Source organism: Arachnia sp. (assembly GCF_057238465.1).
In genome coordinates, this window is record NZ_DBHHFZ010000002.1 from 189,702 (window position 1) to 206,847 (window position 17,146).

Annotated in this window: 14 protein-coding genes; 3 read left to right on the plus strand and 11 right to left on the minus strand. The window is 67.0% G+C overall.

Going from position 1 to position 17,146, the window contains the following annotated elements:
• Genes ACO6D6_RS03130 through ACO6D6_RS03160 form a run of 7 tightly spaced genes read right to left on the minus strand, consistent with a single transcriptional unit; the run spans position 1 to position 7,063 of the window.
• Positions 1–834, minus strand: a complete 834-nt coding sequence (locus ACO6D6_RS03130; protein ID WP_484783156.1) for a shikimate dehydrogenase family protein — start codon at positions 832–834, stop codon at positions 1–3.
• Positions 804–1,928 carry an endolytic transglycosylase MltG gene (gene mltG / locus ACO6D6_RS03135; RefSeq protein ID WP_484783158.1) on the minus strand — a complete coding sequence of 375 codons (1,125 nt, stop codon included), beginning with the start codon at positions 1,926–1,928 and terminating at the stop codon, positions 804–806. The genes ACO6D6_RS03130 and mltG overlap by 31 nt, the downstream gene beginning before the upstream one ends.
• A complete protein-coding gene (gene ruvX / locus ACO6D6_RS03140) occupies positions 1,925–2,386 on the minus strand; it encodes a Holliday junction resolvase RuvX (RefSeq protein WP_484783159.1) in 462 nt (153 codons plus the stop codon). The genes mltG and ruvX overlap by 4 nt, the downstream gene beginning before the upstream one ends.
• Positions 2,379–5,033: an alanine--tRNA ligase gene (gene alaS / locus ACO6D6_RS03145; RefSeq protein WP_484783160.1), complete on the minus strand. Its 2,655-nt coding sequence runs from the start codon at positions 5,031–5,033 to the stop codon at positions 2,379–2,381. Before alaS ends, ruvX begins: the two co-directional genes overlap by 8 nt.
• Positions 5,034–5,062: 29 nt before the next feature.
• A complete protein-coding gene (locus ACO6D6_RS03150) occupies positions 5,063–5,293 on the minus strand; it encodes a hypothetical protein (RefSeq protein ID WP_484783162.1) in 231 nt (76 codons plus the stop codon).
• Positions 5,290–5,661, minus strand: a complete 372-nt coding sequence (locus ACO6D6_RS03155; RefSeq protein ID WP_484783164.1) for a DUF948 domain-containing protein — start codon at positions 5,659–5,661, stop codon at positions 5,290–5,292. Before ACO6D6_RS03155 ends, ACO6D6_RS03150 begins: the two co-directional genes overlap by 4 nt.
• A 55-nt stretch (positions 5,662–5,716) precedes the next feature.
• A complete protein-coding gene (locus ACO6D6_RS03160; protein ID WP_484783165.1) occupies positions 5,717–7,063 on the minus strand; it encodes a replication-associated recombination protein A in 1,347 nt (448 codons plus the stop codon).
• 81 nt (positions 7,064–7,144) lie between these two features.
• On the opposite strand from ACO6D6_RS03160, the gene ACO6D6_RS03165 reads away from it, so the two are divergent.
• Both ACO6D6_RS03165 and ACO6D6_RS03170 read left to right on the plus strand, forming a co-directional pair.
• A complete protein-coding gene (locus tag ACO6D6_RS03165; RefSeq protein WP_484783167.1) occupies positions 7,145–8,365 on the plus strand; it encodes a multidrug effflux MFS transporter in 1,221 nt (406 codons plus the stop codon).
• The gene (locus ACO6D6_RS03170; protein ID WP_484783169.1) at positions 8,362–9,228 is read left to right on the plus strand and encodes an EamA family transporter; all 867 of its coding nucleotides are present in this window, start codon (positions 8,362–8,364) and stop codon (positions 9,226–9,228) included. The genes ACO6D6_RS03165 and ACO6D6_RS03170 overlap by 4 nt, the downstream gene beginning before the upstream one ends.
• 290 nt (positions 9,229–9,518) lie before the next feature.
• On the opposite strand, the gene aspS is transcribed toward ACO6D6_RS03170, so the two are convergent.
• The 3 genes from aspS to ACO6D6_RS03185 form a co-directional block, all read right to left on the minus strand.
• Entirely contained in the window at positions 9,519–11,306 is a 1,788-nt protein-coding gene (gene aspS, locus ACO6D6_RS03175; protein WP_484783170.1) for an aspartate--tRNA ligase, read from the minus strand.
• Positions 11,307–11,426: 120 nt separating this feature from the next.
• On the minus strand, positions 11,427–12,758 hold the full coding sequence (hisS, locus tag ACO6D6_RS03180; protein WP_484783171.1) for a histidine--tRNA ligase: 1,332 nt from the start codon (positions 12,756–12,758) through the stop codon (positions 11,427–11,429).
• 3 nt (positions 12,759–12,761) lie between these two features.
• Positions 12,762–13,439, minus strand: a complete 678-nt coding sequence (locus ACO6D6_RS03185; protein ID WP_484783173.1) for an MBL fold metallo-hydrolase — start codon at positions 13,437–13,439, stop codon at positions 12,762–12,764.
• A gap of 101 nt (positions 13,440–13,540) precedes the next feature.
• Between ACO6D6_RS03185 and ACO6D6_RS03190 the strand changes: the two genes are divergently transcribed.
• Positions 13,541–14,788, plus strand: coding sequence for a DUF349 domain-containing protein (locus tag ACO6D6_RS03190; RefSeq protein WP_484783174.1), 1,248 nt, complete (start codon positions 13,541–13,543; stop codon positions 14,786–14,788).
• A gap of 60 nt (positions 14,789–14,848) precedes the next feature.
• Here the strand turns inward: ACO6D6_RS03190 and ACO6D6_RS03195 are convergent, their stop codons facing one another.
• Positions 14,849–17,131 (minus strand): RelA/SpoT family protein, encoded by a 2,283-nt coding sequence (locus ACO6D6_RS03195; RefSeq protein WP_484783176.1) that lies wholly within the window; start codon positions 17,129–17,131, stop codon positions 14,849–14,851.
• Between the last annotated feature and the right edge of the window lie 15 nt (positions 17,132–17,146).

Consider the following 17,146-nt stretch of genomic DNA (forward strand, 5'->3'; position numbering starts at 1 on the left):
TCAGCTGCGCCGACGGGCTTCGAGTTCGGCCGTGGCGGCGGACAGAGCTTCCTGGAAGCCCAGCTCGCATCCCGTCAGGAGCCGGAACTGGTCCACGGCCTGCCCGGCAAGCAGCTCCAGCCCCGTGATCACCGGCTGATCGGGGTCGGCAGCACTGGCCAGGGGTGTGGGCCAGGGATCGTAGACGGCGTCGAACAGCACCTCGGCCCGTTCGGCCCAGACACCGGCCCACTTCTTTGTCGCGGAGGTCGGAACGGTGCTGGCCAGCAGATCGACGTCGCGGAACGAGGCGTCCATCGGCTGCGCGGTGATGTCGATCCCGAGGGCGATTCCCAGCTCACACAGCGCCGCGGCCCGGGATGGCACACGGGCCAGCACCGTGACTTCCCGAACCGACAGACCCGACAACGCGACCAGCAGGGAACGCGCGGTGGCGCCGTTGCCGACGATGACCGCCGTGGAAATGCCCTCCAGACCACGATTCCGCCAAGCCTTGATGAACCCCGGCACGTCGGTGTTGTACACACGGGGTTCGTCGCCCAGGAGAATCGTGTTGCCCCCTTGGACCATGAGGGAGATCGAGTCCGGTTCGCCCAGCCCGAGCAGGTCCTTCTTGTGGGGTGCCGTGACGCTCAGCCCGACCCATCCGGGATCCGTCAGGGATGCGACGAACTCCGGCAGCGTTCCGGGAGCGACCCGAATCGCCTCATAGCTCCAGTCGAGGCCATTGGTCCGGTAGCCCGCGCGATGGATCGCCGGGGACAACGAATGCTCAACCGGATCCCCGATGACGGCACAGCGCATCAGACGCAACGCCCCTGATGTGACTGGCACCACTGCTGGAACAGTTTCACGTTCTCCGCGTGACCTGCCTCGTCATTCGAGTACCTGGTCTCGCCGGTGTCCAGGTCGACGGTGGTGAAGAACAGGGATTCCTCGCCGCTCGGCGCCAGGGCGGACTCGATGGCGGCCTGTCCCGGGTTCGATATCGGTGTTGGGGGCAGGCCCTTGACCTTGTAGGTGTTGTAGGGCGAATCCGTGGCCCGGTTCTCCGGGGTCGTCGTGACGCGGTTGAACTCCCCGATCGCGTAGTGCACCGTGGAGTCGAACTGCAGGGGCATGTTCTTCGCCAACCGGTTGTAGGCCACCTGCGCAATCCTGGGTCTGTCCTCCGCGCGTGCCGCCTCCTTCTCCACGATGGATGCGACGATCAGGACCTCGTACGGGCTTCTGCCGATGTCCTTGGCGCGGGCCTCCAGACTGATGGCGCCCGTCACCTTGCTGAACTGCTCCACCTGCTGTTTCAGGACTCCGAGCGCGGTCACCGGCTCGGCCACCTCGTAGGTTTCCGGGAAGAGGAATCCCTCCAGTTTTCCGTCACCACCTGCCCAGTCGGGCAGCTTCAGTTCGCTGGACTTCGACGCCTCGGTCAGCTGCTCCTCGGTGAGCCCCAGTTCCTTGGCCAGGATCTCCCACTGCTGCGCCTGGACCCGTCCCTCGGGGAGAGTCACCTTCAGGGCCACCCTGTTGGCCGGGTCAAGCAGCATCTTCAGAGCGGTTTCGGCCGGAATCTCGCTGCGCAGCCGGAAACGCCCCGCCTGGAGCTTGGAGTCCGATCCCGTCTGGCGCCCGACCACCGAGCGGAAGGTGCGGGTGGATTTGATGACGCCGCTTTCCACGAGCACGTCGCCGATCTGCGTGACGGTGGCGTCCTTCGGGATCACCACGACCACCTCGTCCTTGCCATCACCGATGTAGTCGCTCTCGGTCCGCCAGGAGACCCAGGCCTCGTGGGCCTTGTGGACGACGAACCAGCCGCCTCCGAACAACACCACGGCCGACAGCAGAACCGCGAACGCGCTGCGGGCGTGATACCCGATTTTGCGCCAGTCCGGTTGACCGTCGTTGTCGACGAAAGTGGGACTCACAGATCCTCCTGTTCCAGTGGTTCCCCGGCCAGCCGACCGGAGGCCGTTTCCAGGTCCAGTGCGCGCTGCAGGATCTCCACGGCAGCGGCCTGATCTATGATCCGCCGTTGCTGCCGGGAGTTGCGGCCCGCTCCCCCAAGATTACGTGACGCCCCTGCCGTGCTCATCCGCTCGTCGACCAGCCTGATCGGAACTCCCGGTACCGCCGCTGCGAGCAGGGAAGCCCTCTCGACCACGAACAATGCCGCGAAGGAACGCTCCCCCGACAAGGTCAGGGGCAACCCGACGTAGACCACCTCGGGTTCGTACTCCTCGATCAGTTCCCTGAGCCGTTTCATTTCCGAACCGTTCGCGCGAACCGTTTCGACGGGGTAGGCGAACGAGGTGCGCGGATTGCTGGCCGCGACGCCTATCCTCGCCTTGCCCCAGTCGATCCCGAGGCGTCCCAGCTCAGCCACGATCAGTCAACATCGCCTCGACTGCGGAGATCGCCTGCGGGGCCGCCGCCGGATCGGAACCACCGCCCTGGGCGAGATCGTCCTTGCCGCCCCCCTTGCCGCCCATGGCGCGGCAGGCCGCGGAGATCAGCTGGCCGGCACGGATGCCCAGTTCGCGGGCCGCCGCGTTGGTGGCCACCACACCGGCCGCCTTCCCGTCCCCGCCGCCGAACAGCGCCACGACCGCGGGTTCCGTTCCCAGCCGTTCCCGGATGTCGAGGGCGAGGGTACGCAGGTCGCCGCCGGCGATGCCGGGCAGGGACTCGGCCACCAGCCTGACGTTGCCGACCGGGCGCGCCGCTGCGGCGAGTTCGCCGGAGCGGGCCAGCAGCTTCTCCGCCTGGAGCGCGGCGATCTGTTTCTCCGCCGACTTCAACTGGCCGAGCAGTTTCTCCACCCGTTCCGCGAGCTGCTCCGGCTGCACTCGGAGGCTGTCGGTGAGGGTGGCGACGAGGGCCCGTTCGGCGGCGAAACGTTCGAACGCGTCCTGAGCGACGAGGGCCTCCACGCGGCGCACCCCGGATCCGATGGAGGATTCGCTGAGCAGGTTCAGCACCCCGATCTGGGCGGTGTTGGCGACGTGGGTGCCGCCGCACAGTTCCCTGGACCAAGGGCCCGCGAGCTCCACCACGCGCACGATCGACGGGTATTTCTCGCCGAACATGGCCACTGCCCCCATGGCCCTGGCGTCCTCCAGTTTCATCTGGCTGGCGGTCACGTCGAAGGAATCCCGGATCGCCTGGTTGGCGCGTTGCTCGACCTCCAGTCTCAGGGCCTCGCTCATGCCGTGGGTCGCCGAGTAGTCGAAACGCAGGTAGCCCGGTTTGTTGTAGGAACCGGCCTGGGTGGCGGTCTGGCCCACCAGCTCCCGCAGCGCGGCGTGAACGATGTGGGTGGCGGTGTGGGCCTGCGATGCGGCGTGCCTGGCCGCAGGGTCCACGGCGGCGTGCGCCACCGCCCCCTCGCCGAGCTCGCCTAGCAGCTGCACCCGGTGCACGACCAGGCCCGGAACCGGACGCTGGACGTCGAGCACCTCGGCGGACCAGCCGTCGCCGGTGATCCGTCCCGCATCGGAGTCCTGACCACCGGATTCGGCGTAGAAGGGGGTTTCGGCCAGCACCAGTTCGACGACCTGCCCGTCGCCGGCGGAGGTGACCACCCGGCCGTCGGAGACGATGCCGATCACCTTCGTCTCGTGTTCGAGTTCCCGGTATCCGACGAAGGGGGTTTCGTGGCCCTCTCGAATCTCCTTGTAGGCCTCGAGGCTGGTGGCCCCGCCCTTCTTGGCCTTCGCGTCGGCGCGGGCCCGTTCCTTCTGCTGGCGCATCAGTTCGGTGAACCGGGCACGATCCACCCCGAGCCCCGCCTCGGCGGCCATCTCGAGGGTCAGGTCGATCGGGAAACCGTAGGTGTCGTGCAGCTGGAACGCCTCGTCGCCGGGCAGTTCCTTCGCCCCGGTCTGCCTGGCGCGTCCCACCGCGAGATCGAAGATCTGCGTTCCGGCGGACAGCGTGCGCCGGAACGAGGTCTCCTCGTGTTCGCTGATCTCGGCGATCCTCGCCCAGGAGTCGTTGATCTCCGGGTAGGAGACGCTCATCACGTCCCGGCTGACGGGCAGCAGCTCACCGAGAACCGGGGCGTCAACTCCCAGCAGCCGCATGGCTCGGATGGAGCGGCGGAGCAGGCGCCGCAGGACATAGCCGCGGGCCTCGTTGCCGGGGGTGACGCCATCGGTCATCAGCATCAGCGAGGAACGTATGTGGTCGGCCACCACCCGGAACCGCACGTCGTCATCCGGGTCGGCCCCGTATCTGCGTCCCGAGAGTTCCGCCACCTTCGCGATGACCGGGTAGACCTCGTCCGTCTCGTACATGTTCGCCACGCCCTGGAGCAGGTAGGCGATGCGTTCCAGGCCGCTGCCGGTGTCAATGTTCTGCGTGGCCAGGGGTTTGACCACGTCGAATTTGTCCTTGGCGGTGACGTTGGTGATCTCCTCCTGCTGGAAGACCAGGTTCCAGATCTCCAGGAAACGGTCCTCGTCGGCCTCCGGCCCGCCGTCGGGACCGAACTCGGGTCCGCGGTCTATGTAGATCTCGGAGCAGGGACCACCCGGGCCGGGCACCCCCATGTGCCAGTAGTTGTCCTTGCAACCACGCTCCTGGATGCGGTCGCGCGGGATCCCGGCCTTCTGCCACAGGGCTATGGTCTCCTCGTCGCCGTGCAGTGCGGTCACCCACACCTGGTCGGGCCGAAAACCGAGACCACCGTTGTGGATCTCGGTGGTGATCAGTTCCCAGGCGTAGTTGATGGCGCCTTCCTTGAAGTAGTCGCCGAATGCGAAGTTCCCCATCATCTGGAAGAACGTGCCGTGCCGGGTGGTCCTGCCCACATCGTCTATGTCCAGGGTGCGCACACACTTCTGAACCGAGACCGCGCGGCGGTAAGGGGTGGGTTCCTCCCCCATGAAATAGGGTTTGAAGGGCACCATCCCGGCGTTGACGAACAACAGGGTGGGGTCGTTGTAGAGAAGCGATGCGCTCGGCACGATGGTGTGGTCGTGGCGCGCGAAGAAGTCGATGAACCGGCTCCGGATCTCGGAGGTTTTCATTGGTGGGTTTTCCTTGGAGTTGATGGTTTTCAGGCCTTCCGGGGCATGTCGAGTTCCTCGCGGAGCTCGGCTTCCTTCTCCCGCATCGCGGTGGTGAAGGTGGCGCGGAACTCGCTGAATTTGTTCACGGCCTGCTGCCCGGAGGCCTCCACGCGTTCGGCCACCCCCTTCGGGGTGAACTGGTGCAGCCATTTGCGGCCGCGGAGCACCAGCACCACGGCCACGGCGGCGCCGACCAGGACCCAGAACAGGCGCCTCACTTCTTGCGTCCCTTCAAAGCGGTCCGCAGACCGTGGACGATCGCCGCGCCGCGAACCAGAGGGCCGCCCAGGGTGGCCGCGAACAACTGCGACAGGTTGGCGGCGTGTTCGCTGACCACGGTGGCGTGTCCGGAGACGCGGGCCACGTCGTCGGTGACCAGGGAAAGTTTCTCCAGTTCGGCATTGGTGCTCTCGACGGTGCTCTTCAGCTCCATCAGGACGGGAACTGAATTGTGTCCGAGGTCACGCACCGCGATGCGGACCTCGTCGAGAGCTCGGCCGGCCTTGATCAGAGGGACGGCCGCCAGGGCCACGAGGACGCAGAGAGCAATGGCTGCGAGCAAACCTGCCAGCTCACCGACGGACATTTGAGGTCGCCTCCTTGAATCGAAGTATCGCCGTAACTCTAGCCGACCCGTGTCCTCAACGGCCCAGCAACTTTCGAACCGCCGCCATGCGCTCGGAGATGGCCGCCTCCGCCCCGTGGCCGGTCGGCTGGTAGTAGCTGGCCCCCGCGAGGTCGTCGGGAAGGTACTGCTGGGCCGCCACCCCGGAGGGCAGGTCGTGGGGATAGACGTACCCCTCACCGTGCCCGAGGGCCTTGGCCCCGGCGTAGTGGGCATCCCTGAGGTGAGCCGGAACCGCCCCTCCCCTGCCCGCGCGCACATCGGCGACGGCTTTCTCCAGAGCCATGTAGGCGGCGTTGGACTTCGGGGCGGTGGCTGCGGCCACGGTGGCGTGGGCGAGGGTGATGCGGGCCTCCGGCATCCCCAGCAGCTGCACCGCCTGGGCCGCCGCGACGCAGGTGCCCAGCACCCCGGAGGCGGCCATGCCGATGTCCTCGCTGGCCGAGATCATCAGACGGCGCGCGATGAATCGCGGGTCCTCCCCCGCCTCCAGCATCCGCGCCAGGTAGTGCAGGGCCGCATCCACGTCGGAGCCGCGCACGGATTTGATGAAGGCGGAGATCACGTCGTAGTGCTGGTCGCCGTCCCGGTCGTAGCGCACGGCGGCCCGGTCCACGGCGTGGGCGAGCACCTCGGGGGTGATCTCCCCCAGCCCGAGCGCCTCAGCGGAGGCCGCCGCCTCCTCCAGGTAGGTCAACGCGCGGCGGGCGTCCCCGCCTGCCAGGCGCACCAGGTCGTCCCGGGCCGCATCGGCCAGGGAGATGGCGCCCGCCAGGCCCCGTTCGTCGACCAGCGCGCGGGAGACCAGGGCCGCGATGTCGGTGTCGGTCAGGGGTTTGAGTCGCAGCAGCAGCGAACGCGACAGCAGAGGGGAGATCACGGAAAAGCTGGGGTTCTCCGTGGTCGCCGCGATCAGGGTGACGATCCGGTTCTCCACCGCGGGCAGCAGCGCGTCCTGCTGGGTCTTGGAGAAGCGGTGCACCTCGTCGATGAACAGTACGGTCGAGATACCCCGTTCCAGCTCCCGCCTGGCCGCATCGAGTTCGGCGCGCAGTTCCCTGACCCCCGCGGTCACCGCCGAGAGTTCGACGAACCGGGCCCCGGATGCCCTGGAGACGATGGATGCCAAGGTGGTCTTGCCGACTCCCGGTGGCCCCCACAGGAAGACACTCATCGGCTGTCCCGCGACCAACCGGCGAAGTGGCGCACCCGGGCCGAGCAGGTGCTGCTGCCCGACGAGTTCATCCAGGTTCGCGGGACGCATCCTGACGGCCAACGGCGCCCCCTCGCCGCGGGCGTTCCCCAAGGAACCGCCCGCCCCGGTGGGCACGGGGTCGGGGTTGCCGAACAGGTCAGGACTCACACGAATTACAGTAGCGGGAGATTCCGGGCTCCTGCCGTATCATTTGTTTGCTCTTGACGTCCCTGCATCCGCGGAGTTCGAATGCCACAACCACTCGGGGACCGGTTCAGTGTGCGCCGGAGGGTGGCGACCATCGTCACCCTCGGCCTGTTGACCGGGCTCGGCCCGTTCACCATAGACCTGTACCTGCCCACCTTTCCAACCCTCAAGGCCGACCTGGCGATCACCGATTCCCAGGTTCAGGTGACCCTCTCGGCCACCACCCTGGGGTTCGCTCTCGGGCAGTTCGTGGTCGGGCCCCTGAGCGACCGGCTGGGACGCCGGCTCCCGTTGATCGTGGCGGCCAGCCTGCACGTGACCTCGTCGGTGCTCGTGGCGGTGGCACCCAACGTCGTTTTCCTGACCACCATGCGGGTTCTCCAGGGGATCGGGGCGGCGGGCGGGGCCGTGGTGTCGATGGCAATGACCCGGGACCTGTTCGCGGGGAGGCGGCTGGTTGTGATGCTCTCCCGGCTGGCGCTCATCAACGGACTGGCCCCCATCATTGCTCCTCTGGTGGGTTCTTGGATGGTCACGGTCATGAACTGGCGCGGGGTTTTCTGGGCGCTGGCCAGCTACGGTGCCGTTCTGCTGGTGCTGATCCTGTTCCTGATCGTGGAGACCCGCCCGCCCGGTGAACGCACCGCGGGTGGTCTCGCACCGCTCCGGGCCGCCTACCGGCGGGTGCTGGGCGACAGGGTGTTCGTCGGCATCTGGCTGACCGCCTCCTGCTGCTTCGCCGGTTTGTTCTCCTACATCTCCACCTCGTCCCTGCTGCTGCAGGAAACCTTCGGGCTGCGCGAGACCGAGTTCGGTGTCGTGTTCGCCATCTGCTCCGTGGGGGTCTTCATCGGGGTGCAGCTGGGAAGCCGCCTGGCTGCACGTTTCGGCCCGCAGAAGGTGCTGGTTGTCGGTACCGCGGGAATGGTCGTCGCCGCCTCGGCGTTGCTGGGGCTCGACGCGATGCGCGGCGGCCACATCCCCTTGATACCGGCGATGTTTGCCTACACCCTGACCTTCGGGGCGTGCAATCCCGCGGCCCAGGTGCTGGCGCTGCAGAATCATCGCGCGGACTCGGGGGTGGCCGCTTCCTTGATGGGGGCCCTGAACATGACCCTCGCCGCCGTGGTGGGGCCCGTCATCGGTCAGTTCGAACTGACCTCGGCTGCGCCGATGGCGATCGCGATGCTCTGCTGCGCCACCGCCGCTGCGCTGTGCCTGTGGCTGATCGCCCGGCCGAGACAAATCGAGTTCGCGCTGTGAGGCGAGGATTCCCCCCGGTCCTGCTGGTGTTGATGGCAACCACCTCGGTGCAGATCGGTTCCTCCCTGGCCAAGGGACTGTTCGCCGTGACCCCACCGCAGGTGGCGGCCTGGTTGCGCATCCTGTTCGCCGCCGTGATCCTGGGCATCGTGTTCCGCCCCACCCTGCGCGGCCGCAGCCGGGAGCAGTGGCTCTCGGCCGCGGGATACGGGGTTGCGCTCACGGGCATGAGTACGATCTTCTACCTGTCGATCCAGCGCATTCCCGTCGGAATGGCGGTGACCTTCGAGTTCCTGGGTCCGTTGACCGTCGCCGCGTTCGGTTCCAAACGCAGACGTGACCTGATCTGGGTGGCTCTCGCCGCCCTGGGGGTGGTTCTCCTCGGGATCAGCCCGGCCCCGCTGGAACCCGTGGGCGTGGCTCTGGCTCTGCTGGCAGGGGCCTGCTGGGGCGCCTACATCCTGCTCACCCCCACCCTGGGTGCCCGTTGGGAGGGTTTCTCCGGGTTGACCGTGGGATTCTGGATCGGGGCCATCCTGCTGCTTCCCGTGACCCTGGCCACGGCCGCCTCGGGCGAGTACTCCTGGGCTCTGGACCCGGGTGTCTGGGGCATGGGCGTGGTCCTTGGTCTGCTCAGTTCCGCCGTCCCGTTCCCCTTGGAGATGCGGGCCCTGCAACGCATGTCCCGGGCCACCTTCGGAGTCCTGACGAGCCTTGAACCGGCGGCCGCCGCGCTCGTCGCCTTCCTGCTGCTGGGCGAACAGCTCGGAGCCTTGGAACTGGCCGCCATGGCGCTGGTGATCCTCGCGAGTGTCGGATCCATCCGGAGCTCCGCGGAGGGCAAAAGCCCCGATAGCAGCTGAATGAGCCTGGGGAATCTCCCTGAAGAACGGTGCCGGGCCCGCCCGGGTTGCTGTTCTCGGAATTTCTGTGAAGAACCTGCTCCTCCCGGATGAGGACGGCAGTTCCTCGGCGAGTTCCGGCACCGAGTCAACAAAACCCGGCAGGCCGATACGGGTGACCTTCGGGAAGTGATGCAGCAGCGACGTGGAAGGCCGGGGTCTCAAGAACTCGACCCGGTGGGCGAGGCGAATCCACCCGGCCCACCGGAACCATCATCAGCCGACACACCCGATTCGTCAGCGGCCGTACCTCACGATTCCGCTTTTTCCTTCCGCGGTTTGGCATCGACCCCGGCCTCCCTGCGCTGCTGGGCGGTGATCGGGGCCGGCGCAGCGGTCAGCGGATCATAACCGCCACCCGACTTCGGGAAGGCGATGACCTCGCGGATCGACTCCGCGCCGCTGAGCAGGGCGACGATCCGGTCCCACCCGAAGGCGATACCGCCGTGCGGCGGAGCGCCGAAGGCGAACGCGTCCAACAGGAAACCGAACTTCTCCTGGGCCTGTTCCTGCGTGATGCCCATCACCTTGAACACCCGCTCCTGCACGTCGCGGCGGTGGATACGGATGGAACCACCGCCGATCTCGTTGCCGTTGCAGACCAGGTCGTAGGCGTAGGCGGTGGCCTCACCCGGATGTTCGTCGAAGCTGTCGAGCCATTCGGGTCTGGGAGAGGTGAAGGCGTGGTGCACGGCGGTCCAGGCCCCCTCGCCGACGGCGACATCACCCTCCGCCTTGGCCTCGGAAGCGGGTTTGAACAGGGGCGCGTCAACCACCCACAGGAAACTCCAGGAGCCCTCCTCGATCAACCCGCAGCGACGGGCGATCTCGTCGCGGGCCGCACCCAGGAGGTTCTGGGAGGCGGTGCGTTCCCCGGCCGCGAAGAAGATGCAGTCACCGGGTTTCGCCCCGGTGCGTTCCGGCAGCGCGGCCAGTTCCGCATCGGAGAGGTTCTTGGCCACCGGCCCGCCCAGTTCCCCCGACTCGGAGACGGTGACATAGGCCAGGCCCTTCGCGCCGCGCTGCTTCGCCCATTCCTGCCAGGCATCGAACTGGCGTCGCGGTTGCGAAGCGCCGCCGGGCATGACCACCGCGCCCACGTACGGAGCCTGGAACACGCGGAACCGGGTCTCGGAGAAGACATCGGTCAGTTCCGTCAGCTCCAGGTCGAAACGCAGATCCGGTTTGTCCGAGCCGTAACGGTTCATGGCGTCGGCGAAACTCAGGCGCGGGAAGGGGGTTTGCAGTTCGATCCCCTTGATGGCCCAGATCTCCTTGACAATGGCCTCCCCCAGTTCGATCACATCCTCCTGGTCGACGAAACTCATCTCGATGTCGAGCTGGGTGAACTCCGGTTGCCGGTCGGCGCGGAAGTCCTCGTCGCGGTAGCAGCGGGCGATCTGGTAGTAGCGTTCCATCCCCGCCACCATCAGGAGCTGCTTGAACAGCTGCGGGCTCTGCGGCAGCGCGTACCAGGAGCCGGGATTGAGCCGGGCCGGCACCAGGAAGTCACGGGCCCCCTCCGGGGTGGAACGGGTCAGGGTGGGGGTCTCGATCTCGACGAAGTCGCGTTCCCCCAGCACCTTCCGGGCAGCCTGGTTCACCTTGGAACGCAGCCGGAGCGCGGCGGCCGGTGCTGGCCGCCTCAGGTCCAGGTAGCGGTGTTTCAGACGTGCTTCCTCACCGACGGTGACGCGTTCGTCAATCTGGAAGGGCAGCGGCGCCGAAGGGTTGAGCACCTCCAGCTCGGAGATCGCGACCTCGATCTCCCCCGTCGGCAGGTCCGGGTTGGCGTTGCCCTCGGGGCGGATCTCGACCACGCCGGTGACCTTGATGCAGAACTCGTTGCGCAGGTCGTGTGCGCCGGAGGAGTCCAGCACCTCGTCCCTGACCACCACCTGGGCGATGCCGGAGGTGTCCCTCAGGTCGATGAACGCGACACCGCCGTGATCACGCCGCTTCGCCACCCAGCCGGCGAGCACCACCTCTTGACCCACGTTCGCGGCCCTCAGCTCACCCGCGTGGTGTGTGCGCAACATGCAGTTTCCTCTCTAGTTCCGGCTGCATGGACGGTGCAGCCCGCCAGCGACGAATCCTACCCGGGAAGGTTCGCCACGTCGTGTTCCCTTCCCGGGTCCTCCGGTCCCGTTTCCGGGTGATCAGCCCCGGATCACCCGCGGAGCGGCGTCCTCGACCGGTGGCAGCCAGGCATCCGGGTCGGCGGGCAGCTGCTCCCCCGACCGGATGTCCTTGACCGAGTCGTCGAGATCCGCGCCGAACCAGACGAACGGGATTCCCCTGCGTTCGGCGAACCGGATCTGGCGCCCGAACTTGTCCGCCTTCGGGGCCACCTCGCAGGCGATGCCGCGTTTCCTCAGCCTGCGCGCCACGGCTATCGCCCGGTCCCGGGTCTCCTCCGAGTCGACGGCCACCAGGACCACCGAGGGGACGCTGCGGGTCACGGTCAACACTCCCCTGCCGATGAGCGGGGCGAGTATCCGGGTGATGCCGAAGGAGTATCCAACCCCGGGGAAGGTCGTTTTCCCGTCGCTGGCCAAGGAGTCGTAGCGGCCACCCGAGGCCACGGAACCGAGCTTCTCCGAACCCAGCAGCAGGGTTTCGTAGACGGTACCCGTGTAGTAGTCGAGTCCCCGCGCGATCCTGAGGTCCGCCACCACCCGGCCCGGTTCGGTTCCGCGCGCGATCCGGATGAGCGATGCGAGATCCGCCAGGCCCTCGTCCAGCAACTCGTGGGTGACACCCAGGGAGCGCACCTGATCGACGAAGGACTCGTCGTCGGCGCTGATCCCCGCCAGGGCGACACAGGCGCGGGCCTGGGATTCGCTCAGCCCCACCTGCTCGGTCAGCAACTCGACGACCACATCCGGCCCCACCTTGTCGTACTTGTCGACGCGCTGGAGCACGGCTGCGGTGTCCTCGATCCCGAGGCCCCGGTAGAACCCCTCCGAGAGTTTCCGGTTGTTGACCCGGATGCTCACCGGAGGCAGGCCCAGGTCGCGGTGCAACCTCCCGAAGACGTCCAGGGCAACCAGGGGGATCTCGGCATCGTGGTGGTCCGCGAGCCGGTCCCGACCGACGATGTCGATATCGGCCTGGGTGAACTCCCGGTAGCGCCCCTCCTGCGGGCGTTCACCACGCCAGACCTTCTGCACCTGGTAGCGGCGGAAGGGAAAGTTCAGGTGCCCGGAGTTCTCCAGCACGTAGCGGGCGAAGGGCACCGTCAGGTCGAAGTGGAGGCCGAGTTCGTCCGTCTCCTCGGCCTGGGCGTGCAAGCGCCTGACGACGTAGATCTCCTTGTCGATCTCCCCTTTGCGGGACAGCTGGTCGAGGGGCTCGACGGCCCGGGTCTCGATGGGAGCGAAGCCGTGGAGTTCGAAGGTGGAGGTGATGGCGGCGAGCACCTGATTCTCCACCAGACGCCCGGCGGGAAGGAATTCGGGGAAACCAGAGATCGGTTTGGGGCGTGCCATGACTCAGTCCTTCAGGAAATCGGCTTGCAGGTAGGGGTTGTGGAGTTTCTCGGCCCCGACGGTGGTGGGTTCCCCATGACCCGGCAGCAGCACGGTCTCGTCGGGAAAGGCCTCGATGATTCCCCGCAGGGTGGCGCGCATCTGCTCCAGGTTCCCTCCGGGCAGGTCGGTGCGCCCGATGGTGCCCCGGAAGATCACGTCCCCGGTCAGCAGCACCTTCCCGGTCGCATCACCGACCTCCAGGAGCGTGGATCCGGGGGTGTGCCCGGGGGCGGCGTGGGGTCTGACCTCGAGTCCGCAGGAGGTCCGGAAGGTCTCGTGGTCCCGGAGATCCTCCGGAAGAGCCAGCTCGTCCTCGCCGATCAGCTGCCGGATCAGCGGCACCAGCCCGGGTCCCAGCCCCGCGGAGGGCCGGGAGAGCATCCCCTGGTCGGCCTTCGCGCACCGGACGGGAACATTCCACACGGCCGCCAGGGTGGCGGCGTCGCCGACGTGGTCGAGGTGTCCGTGCGTGCACAAGATGGTCTCCGGGGACCAGCCGAGCCGGTCCAGGGCCGCGGAGACCGGTTCGGATCCCGTCACACCCGGATCGACGACGAGGCACCCGCTGCTGGCCGGGTCGGCCGCGATTAGATAACAGTTGGCGGTCCATGGGGAAACTGGGATGGTCTCGATACGCACCCGCCCACTGTATGGCAGCGATCCCGGGCTCGCACGGGGAGGCGCCACGGAACCTCACACCCAATCTGTCCCCTGACGGGTTTGCCCGCTAGATTGTGTGCATGAGCCAACAGCAAGCGCCCTCGGACTTCGGTCGCGTCGATCCCGACGGCACCGTCTACGTCCGTGTCGGTGACACAGAAAGAAGTGTCGGGCAGATCCCCGACTCCACCCCCGAGGAAGCCCTGGCGTTCTACACGCGGCGCTACGAGAACCTGGCCGCAGAGGTGACGTTGCTCGTTTCCCGCGTGGAAACCCAGACCATGTCCCCCGAGGAGGCGCGCAAGGCCATCGCCACCGCCCGCACAAACGTCACGGAGGCCAACGCCGTCGGTGATCTCGCGGCCCTCACGGCCCGGCTGGATACTCTTGAGGAGTTGCTCCCGGCGCAGATCGAGGCACGCAAGGCGGCTCGTGCGGAACAGAACGCGAACACCATAGCCGCCAAGCAGGCGATGGTGGACGAGGCCGAGTCCCTGGCGAGCGGCAACGACTGGCGCCACGGTGTCGACCGGTTCCGGGAACTCCTGGAGGAGTGGAAGGCCCTTCCCCGCGTCGACCGCACCACCGACAACGAACTCTGGCACCGCTTCAGTTCGGCCCGCACCCAGTACACGCGCCGCCGCAAGGCCCATTTCTCCGAACTGAACGCCCGGCGCGACGAGGCGAAACGCCTGAAGGAGCAGATCATCGAAGAGGCCACCCCGCTGGCCGAATCCACCGACTGGGGCCCCACTGCGGGTGCTTTCCGTGACCTGATGGCCCGTTGGAGGGCCGCCGGATCCGCGCGGAGGGCCGATGACGAGTCGCTGTGGGCCAGGTTCCACGCCCTGCAGGACCAGTTCTTCAACGCCCGTTCCGCTGCCCAGCACGCCGTGGACGGTGAGCAGGCCGAGAACCTCGCGGCGAAGACCGCGCTCCTCGAGCAGGCGGAACGAGACCTCGCCGGCGTGACGGATGTCAACAACGCCAAGAACACGCTTCGCGAGTTCCTCTCCAAGTTCTCCGAGATCGGGCACGTGCCCCGGGCGGCCATGCGGGACCTCGATTCGCGGGTCAGGAAACTCTCCGACCAGGTCGGCGAGTTGGAGGCCGAGCGTTGGCGCCGCACCGACCCGGAGGCCCGCAAACGCGCCGAGGACACCGTCGCCTTGTTCCAGTCGCAGGTGGACAAACTCACCGGGGACCTTGCAGCGGCGGAGGAGGCGGGTGATTCCCGCAAGGCCAAGGACGTGCGCAAATCACTGGAGACCTACGCCTCCTGGCTGGACCAGGCCAAGCAAACCCTCCAGGACTTCCAGGACGCGTGAGCGGATGCCGGTTCTGGTGTCTCCCCGGGCACGGGGAAGCACCGGAACCGGTGTTCCGGGTCAGGAATTCGTGCGGAAGGCGTCGTAGACCCCGGGAACCCGGCGCACCTGCTTCAGGACGTGGTTCAGGTGCCTGGGGTCCGGGGACTCGAAGGTGAGCCGCCCGGAGAACTTCTTGTTGCGACCCGAGGTCAGCGTGGCCTCGAGAATGTCGACGTGCAGGTCCGAGATCACCCTGCTGACGTCAGCGAGCAGCCCCGCCCGGTCGATGCCCTCGACCTGGATCGTGACTGGGAACTGCCCGCCCTCCGCTTTGTCCCAGGCGACCTTCACCAGGCGCTCAGGGGTTTCCTGCAGCGCGGGAACGTTCGTGCAGTCGCCGCGGTGCACCGAGACCCCGTCGGTCCGGGTGACGAAACCCGTGATCTCATCCCCCGGGATGGGATGGCAGCAGCGCGCCAGTTTCACGGCCATGGTCGAGTCGCCGTCCACCAGCACGCGGGGTTCCGTGGTCGCCCGGGGACGCCTCCGGGAGTTGCGCACCCCCTCGTCCTCCGTGATGGTGTCGACGGCCTCGTCCTCACCCCCGACGAGTTCTATCAGATGGGTGACCACGGACCGGGCACCGACCTGCCCCTCCCCTATCGCCTTGTAGAGGCTGGAGACATCCGCGTGGCGCAGCTCGTTGGCGACGGCGGTGAGGTTCTCCAACGTGAGGAGACGCTGCATCGGCAACCCGGTGCGCCGAAGCTGCCTGGCCAGCATCTCCTTGCCGTCCTCGATCGCCTCGTCGCGCCGCTCCCGGGAGAAGTACTGCTTGATCTTCTGGCGGGCCCTGCTGGTGGCGACGAACCCGAGCCAGTCGCGGCTCGGACCGGCGTTCGGGGATTTCGAGGTGAGAATCTCCACCTTGTCGCCCTGGACGAGTTTTGTCGACAACGCCACCAGACGGCCGTTCACCCGGGCACCGATGCAGTGGTACCCGACCTCCGTGTGCACCGAGAAGGCGAAGTCGACCGGGGTCGCCCCGACCGGGAGGGCGTTCACCTCACCCTTGGGGGTGAAAACGTAGATCTCGTCGGAGTTGATCTCGAACAGCACCGAGTCGAGGAACTCCGTGGGGTCCTCGGTTTCCTTGCTCATCACACCGAGCTGGTGCATGGCACGCAACCCGGCTTCCTCGGGGGTGACCCCGTCGCGCAGGTTCTCCTTGTACTTCCAGTGCGCTGCGACGCCGTACTCGGCCCGGCGGTGCATCTCGTGGGTGCGGATCTGCAGCTCGACGGGTTCTCCCCGGTCCCCGAGCACGGTGGTGTGCAGGGACTGGTACATGTTGAACTTGGGGTTCGCGATGTAGTCCTTGAACCGGCCCGGGATCGGCTTCCACTTGGAGTGCGCAACCCCGAGCACGCCGTAGCAGTCCCGCACGTTGTCGACCAGCACCCGCAACCCGATGAGGTCGTAGATGTCGGCGAAGTCACGGCCCCGGACCATCATCTTCTGGTAGATCGAGTAGAAGTGTTTGGGGCGGCCGTAGATGGTCGCCTTGATCTTGTTGTCCGCCATCAGCTGCTTGAACTGCGCGATCAGGTCCCGCAGGTAGCGTTCCCGTCCCGGCGCCTGCTGCGCCACCAGATCCGCGATCTCCGAGTAGACCTTGGGTTCGATGGCCTGGAAGGACAGATCCTCCAGTTCCCACTTCACGGTGTTCATGCCCAGCCGATGGGCCAGCGGAGCGAAGATGTTGAGGGTCTCCGTGGCGATCCTGACCTGTTTGTCGGGGCGGAGGAAACCGATGGTCCGCATGTTGTGGAGACGGTCCGCGAGTTTGATCACCAGGACCCGCACCTCCTCGGAGGTGGCCATGATCATCTTCCGGATGGTCTCCGCCTTGGCGGTTTCCCCGTAGGTCACCTTGTCCAGTTTCGTGACCCCATCGACCATCCGGGCCACTTCGTCGGTGAACTCCTCACGCAGCTGATCGAGGGTGTAGTCGGTGTCCTCGACGGTGTCGTGCAGCAGAGCGGCGACCAGTACGGGTTCGGTCATGCCCAGCTCTGCGAGGATGGTGGCCACCGCCAGCGGGTGGGTGATGTAGGGATCCCCGGATTTGCGTTTCTGCCCCCGGTGCAGCTGTTCCGCAGTGCGGTAGGCGCGTTCGATCAGTGACAGATCGGCTTTCGGGTGGCTGGCCTTGATGATCTTGAACAAGGGATCGAGCACGGCGGAACGGGGCCTGACCGCCCCGAGCCGGGCCAAGCGATGCCGCATTCGCAGTCGCGGTTGCTCCGGTCCGCTGGTCAGGCGTTGCAATGCTCCTTGTTGCGTCACCTGCTCAGCCATGGTGAAAGTTTAGTG

Excerpts from the sequence above, each read along its gene's own strand:
- alaS (WP_484783160.1), bottom strand. The coding sequence starts at position 5,033 with ATGAAAACCTCCGAGATCCGGAGCCGGTTCATCGACTTCTTCGCGCGC.
- ACO6D6_RS03155 (WP_484783164.1), bottom strand. The coding sequence starts at position 5,661 with ATGTCCGTCGGTGAGCTGGCAGGTTTGCTCGCAGCCATTGCTCTCTGC.
- ACO6D6_RS03165 (WP_484783167.1), top strand. The coding sequence starts at position 7,145 with ATGCCACAACCACTCGGGGACCGGTTCAGTGTGCGCCGGAGGGTGGCG.
- aspS (WP_484783170.1), bottom strand. The coding sequence starts at position 11,306 with ATGTTGCGCACACACCACGCGGGTGAGCTGAGGGCCGCGAACGTGGGT.
- hisS (WP_484783171.1), bottom strand. The coding sequence starts at position 12,758 with ATGGCACGCCCCAAACCGATCTCTGGTTTCCCCGAATTCCTTCCCGCC.
- ACO6D6_RS03190 (WP_484783174.1), top strand. The coding sequence starts at position 13,541 with ATGAGCCAACAGCAAGCGCCCTCGGACTTCGGTCGCGTCGATCCCGAC.
- ACO6D6_RS03195 (WP_484783176.1), bottom strand. The coding sequence starts at position 17,131 with ATGGCTGAGCAGGTGACGCAACAAGGAGCATTGCAACGCCTGACCAGC.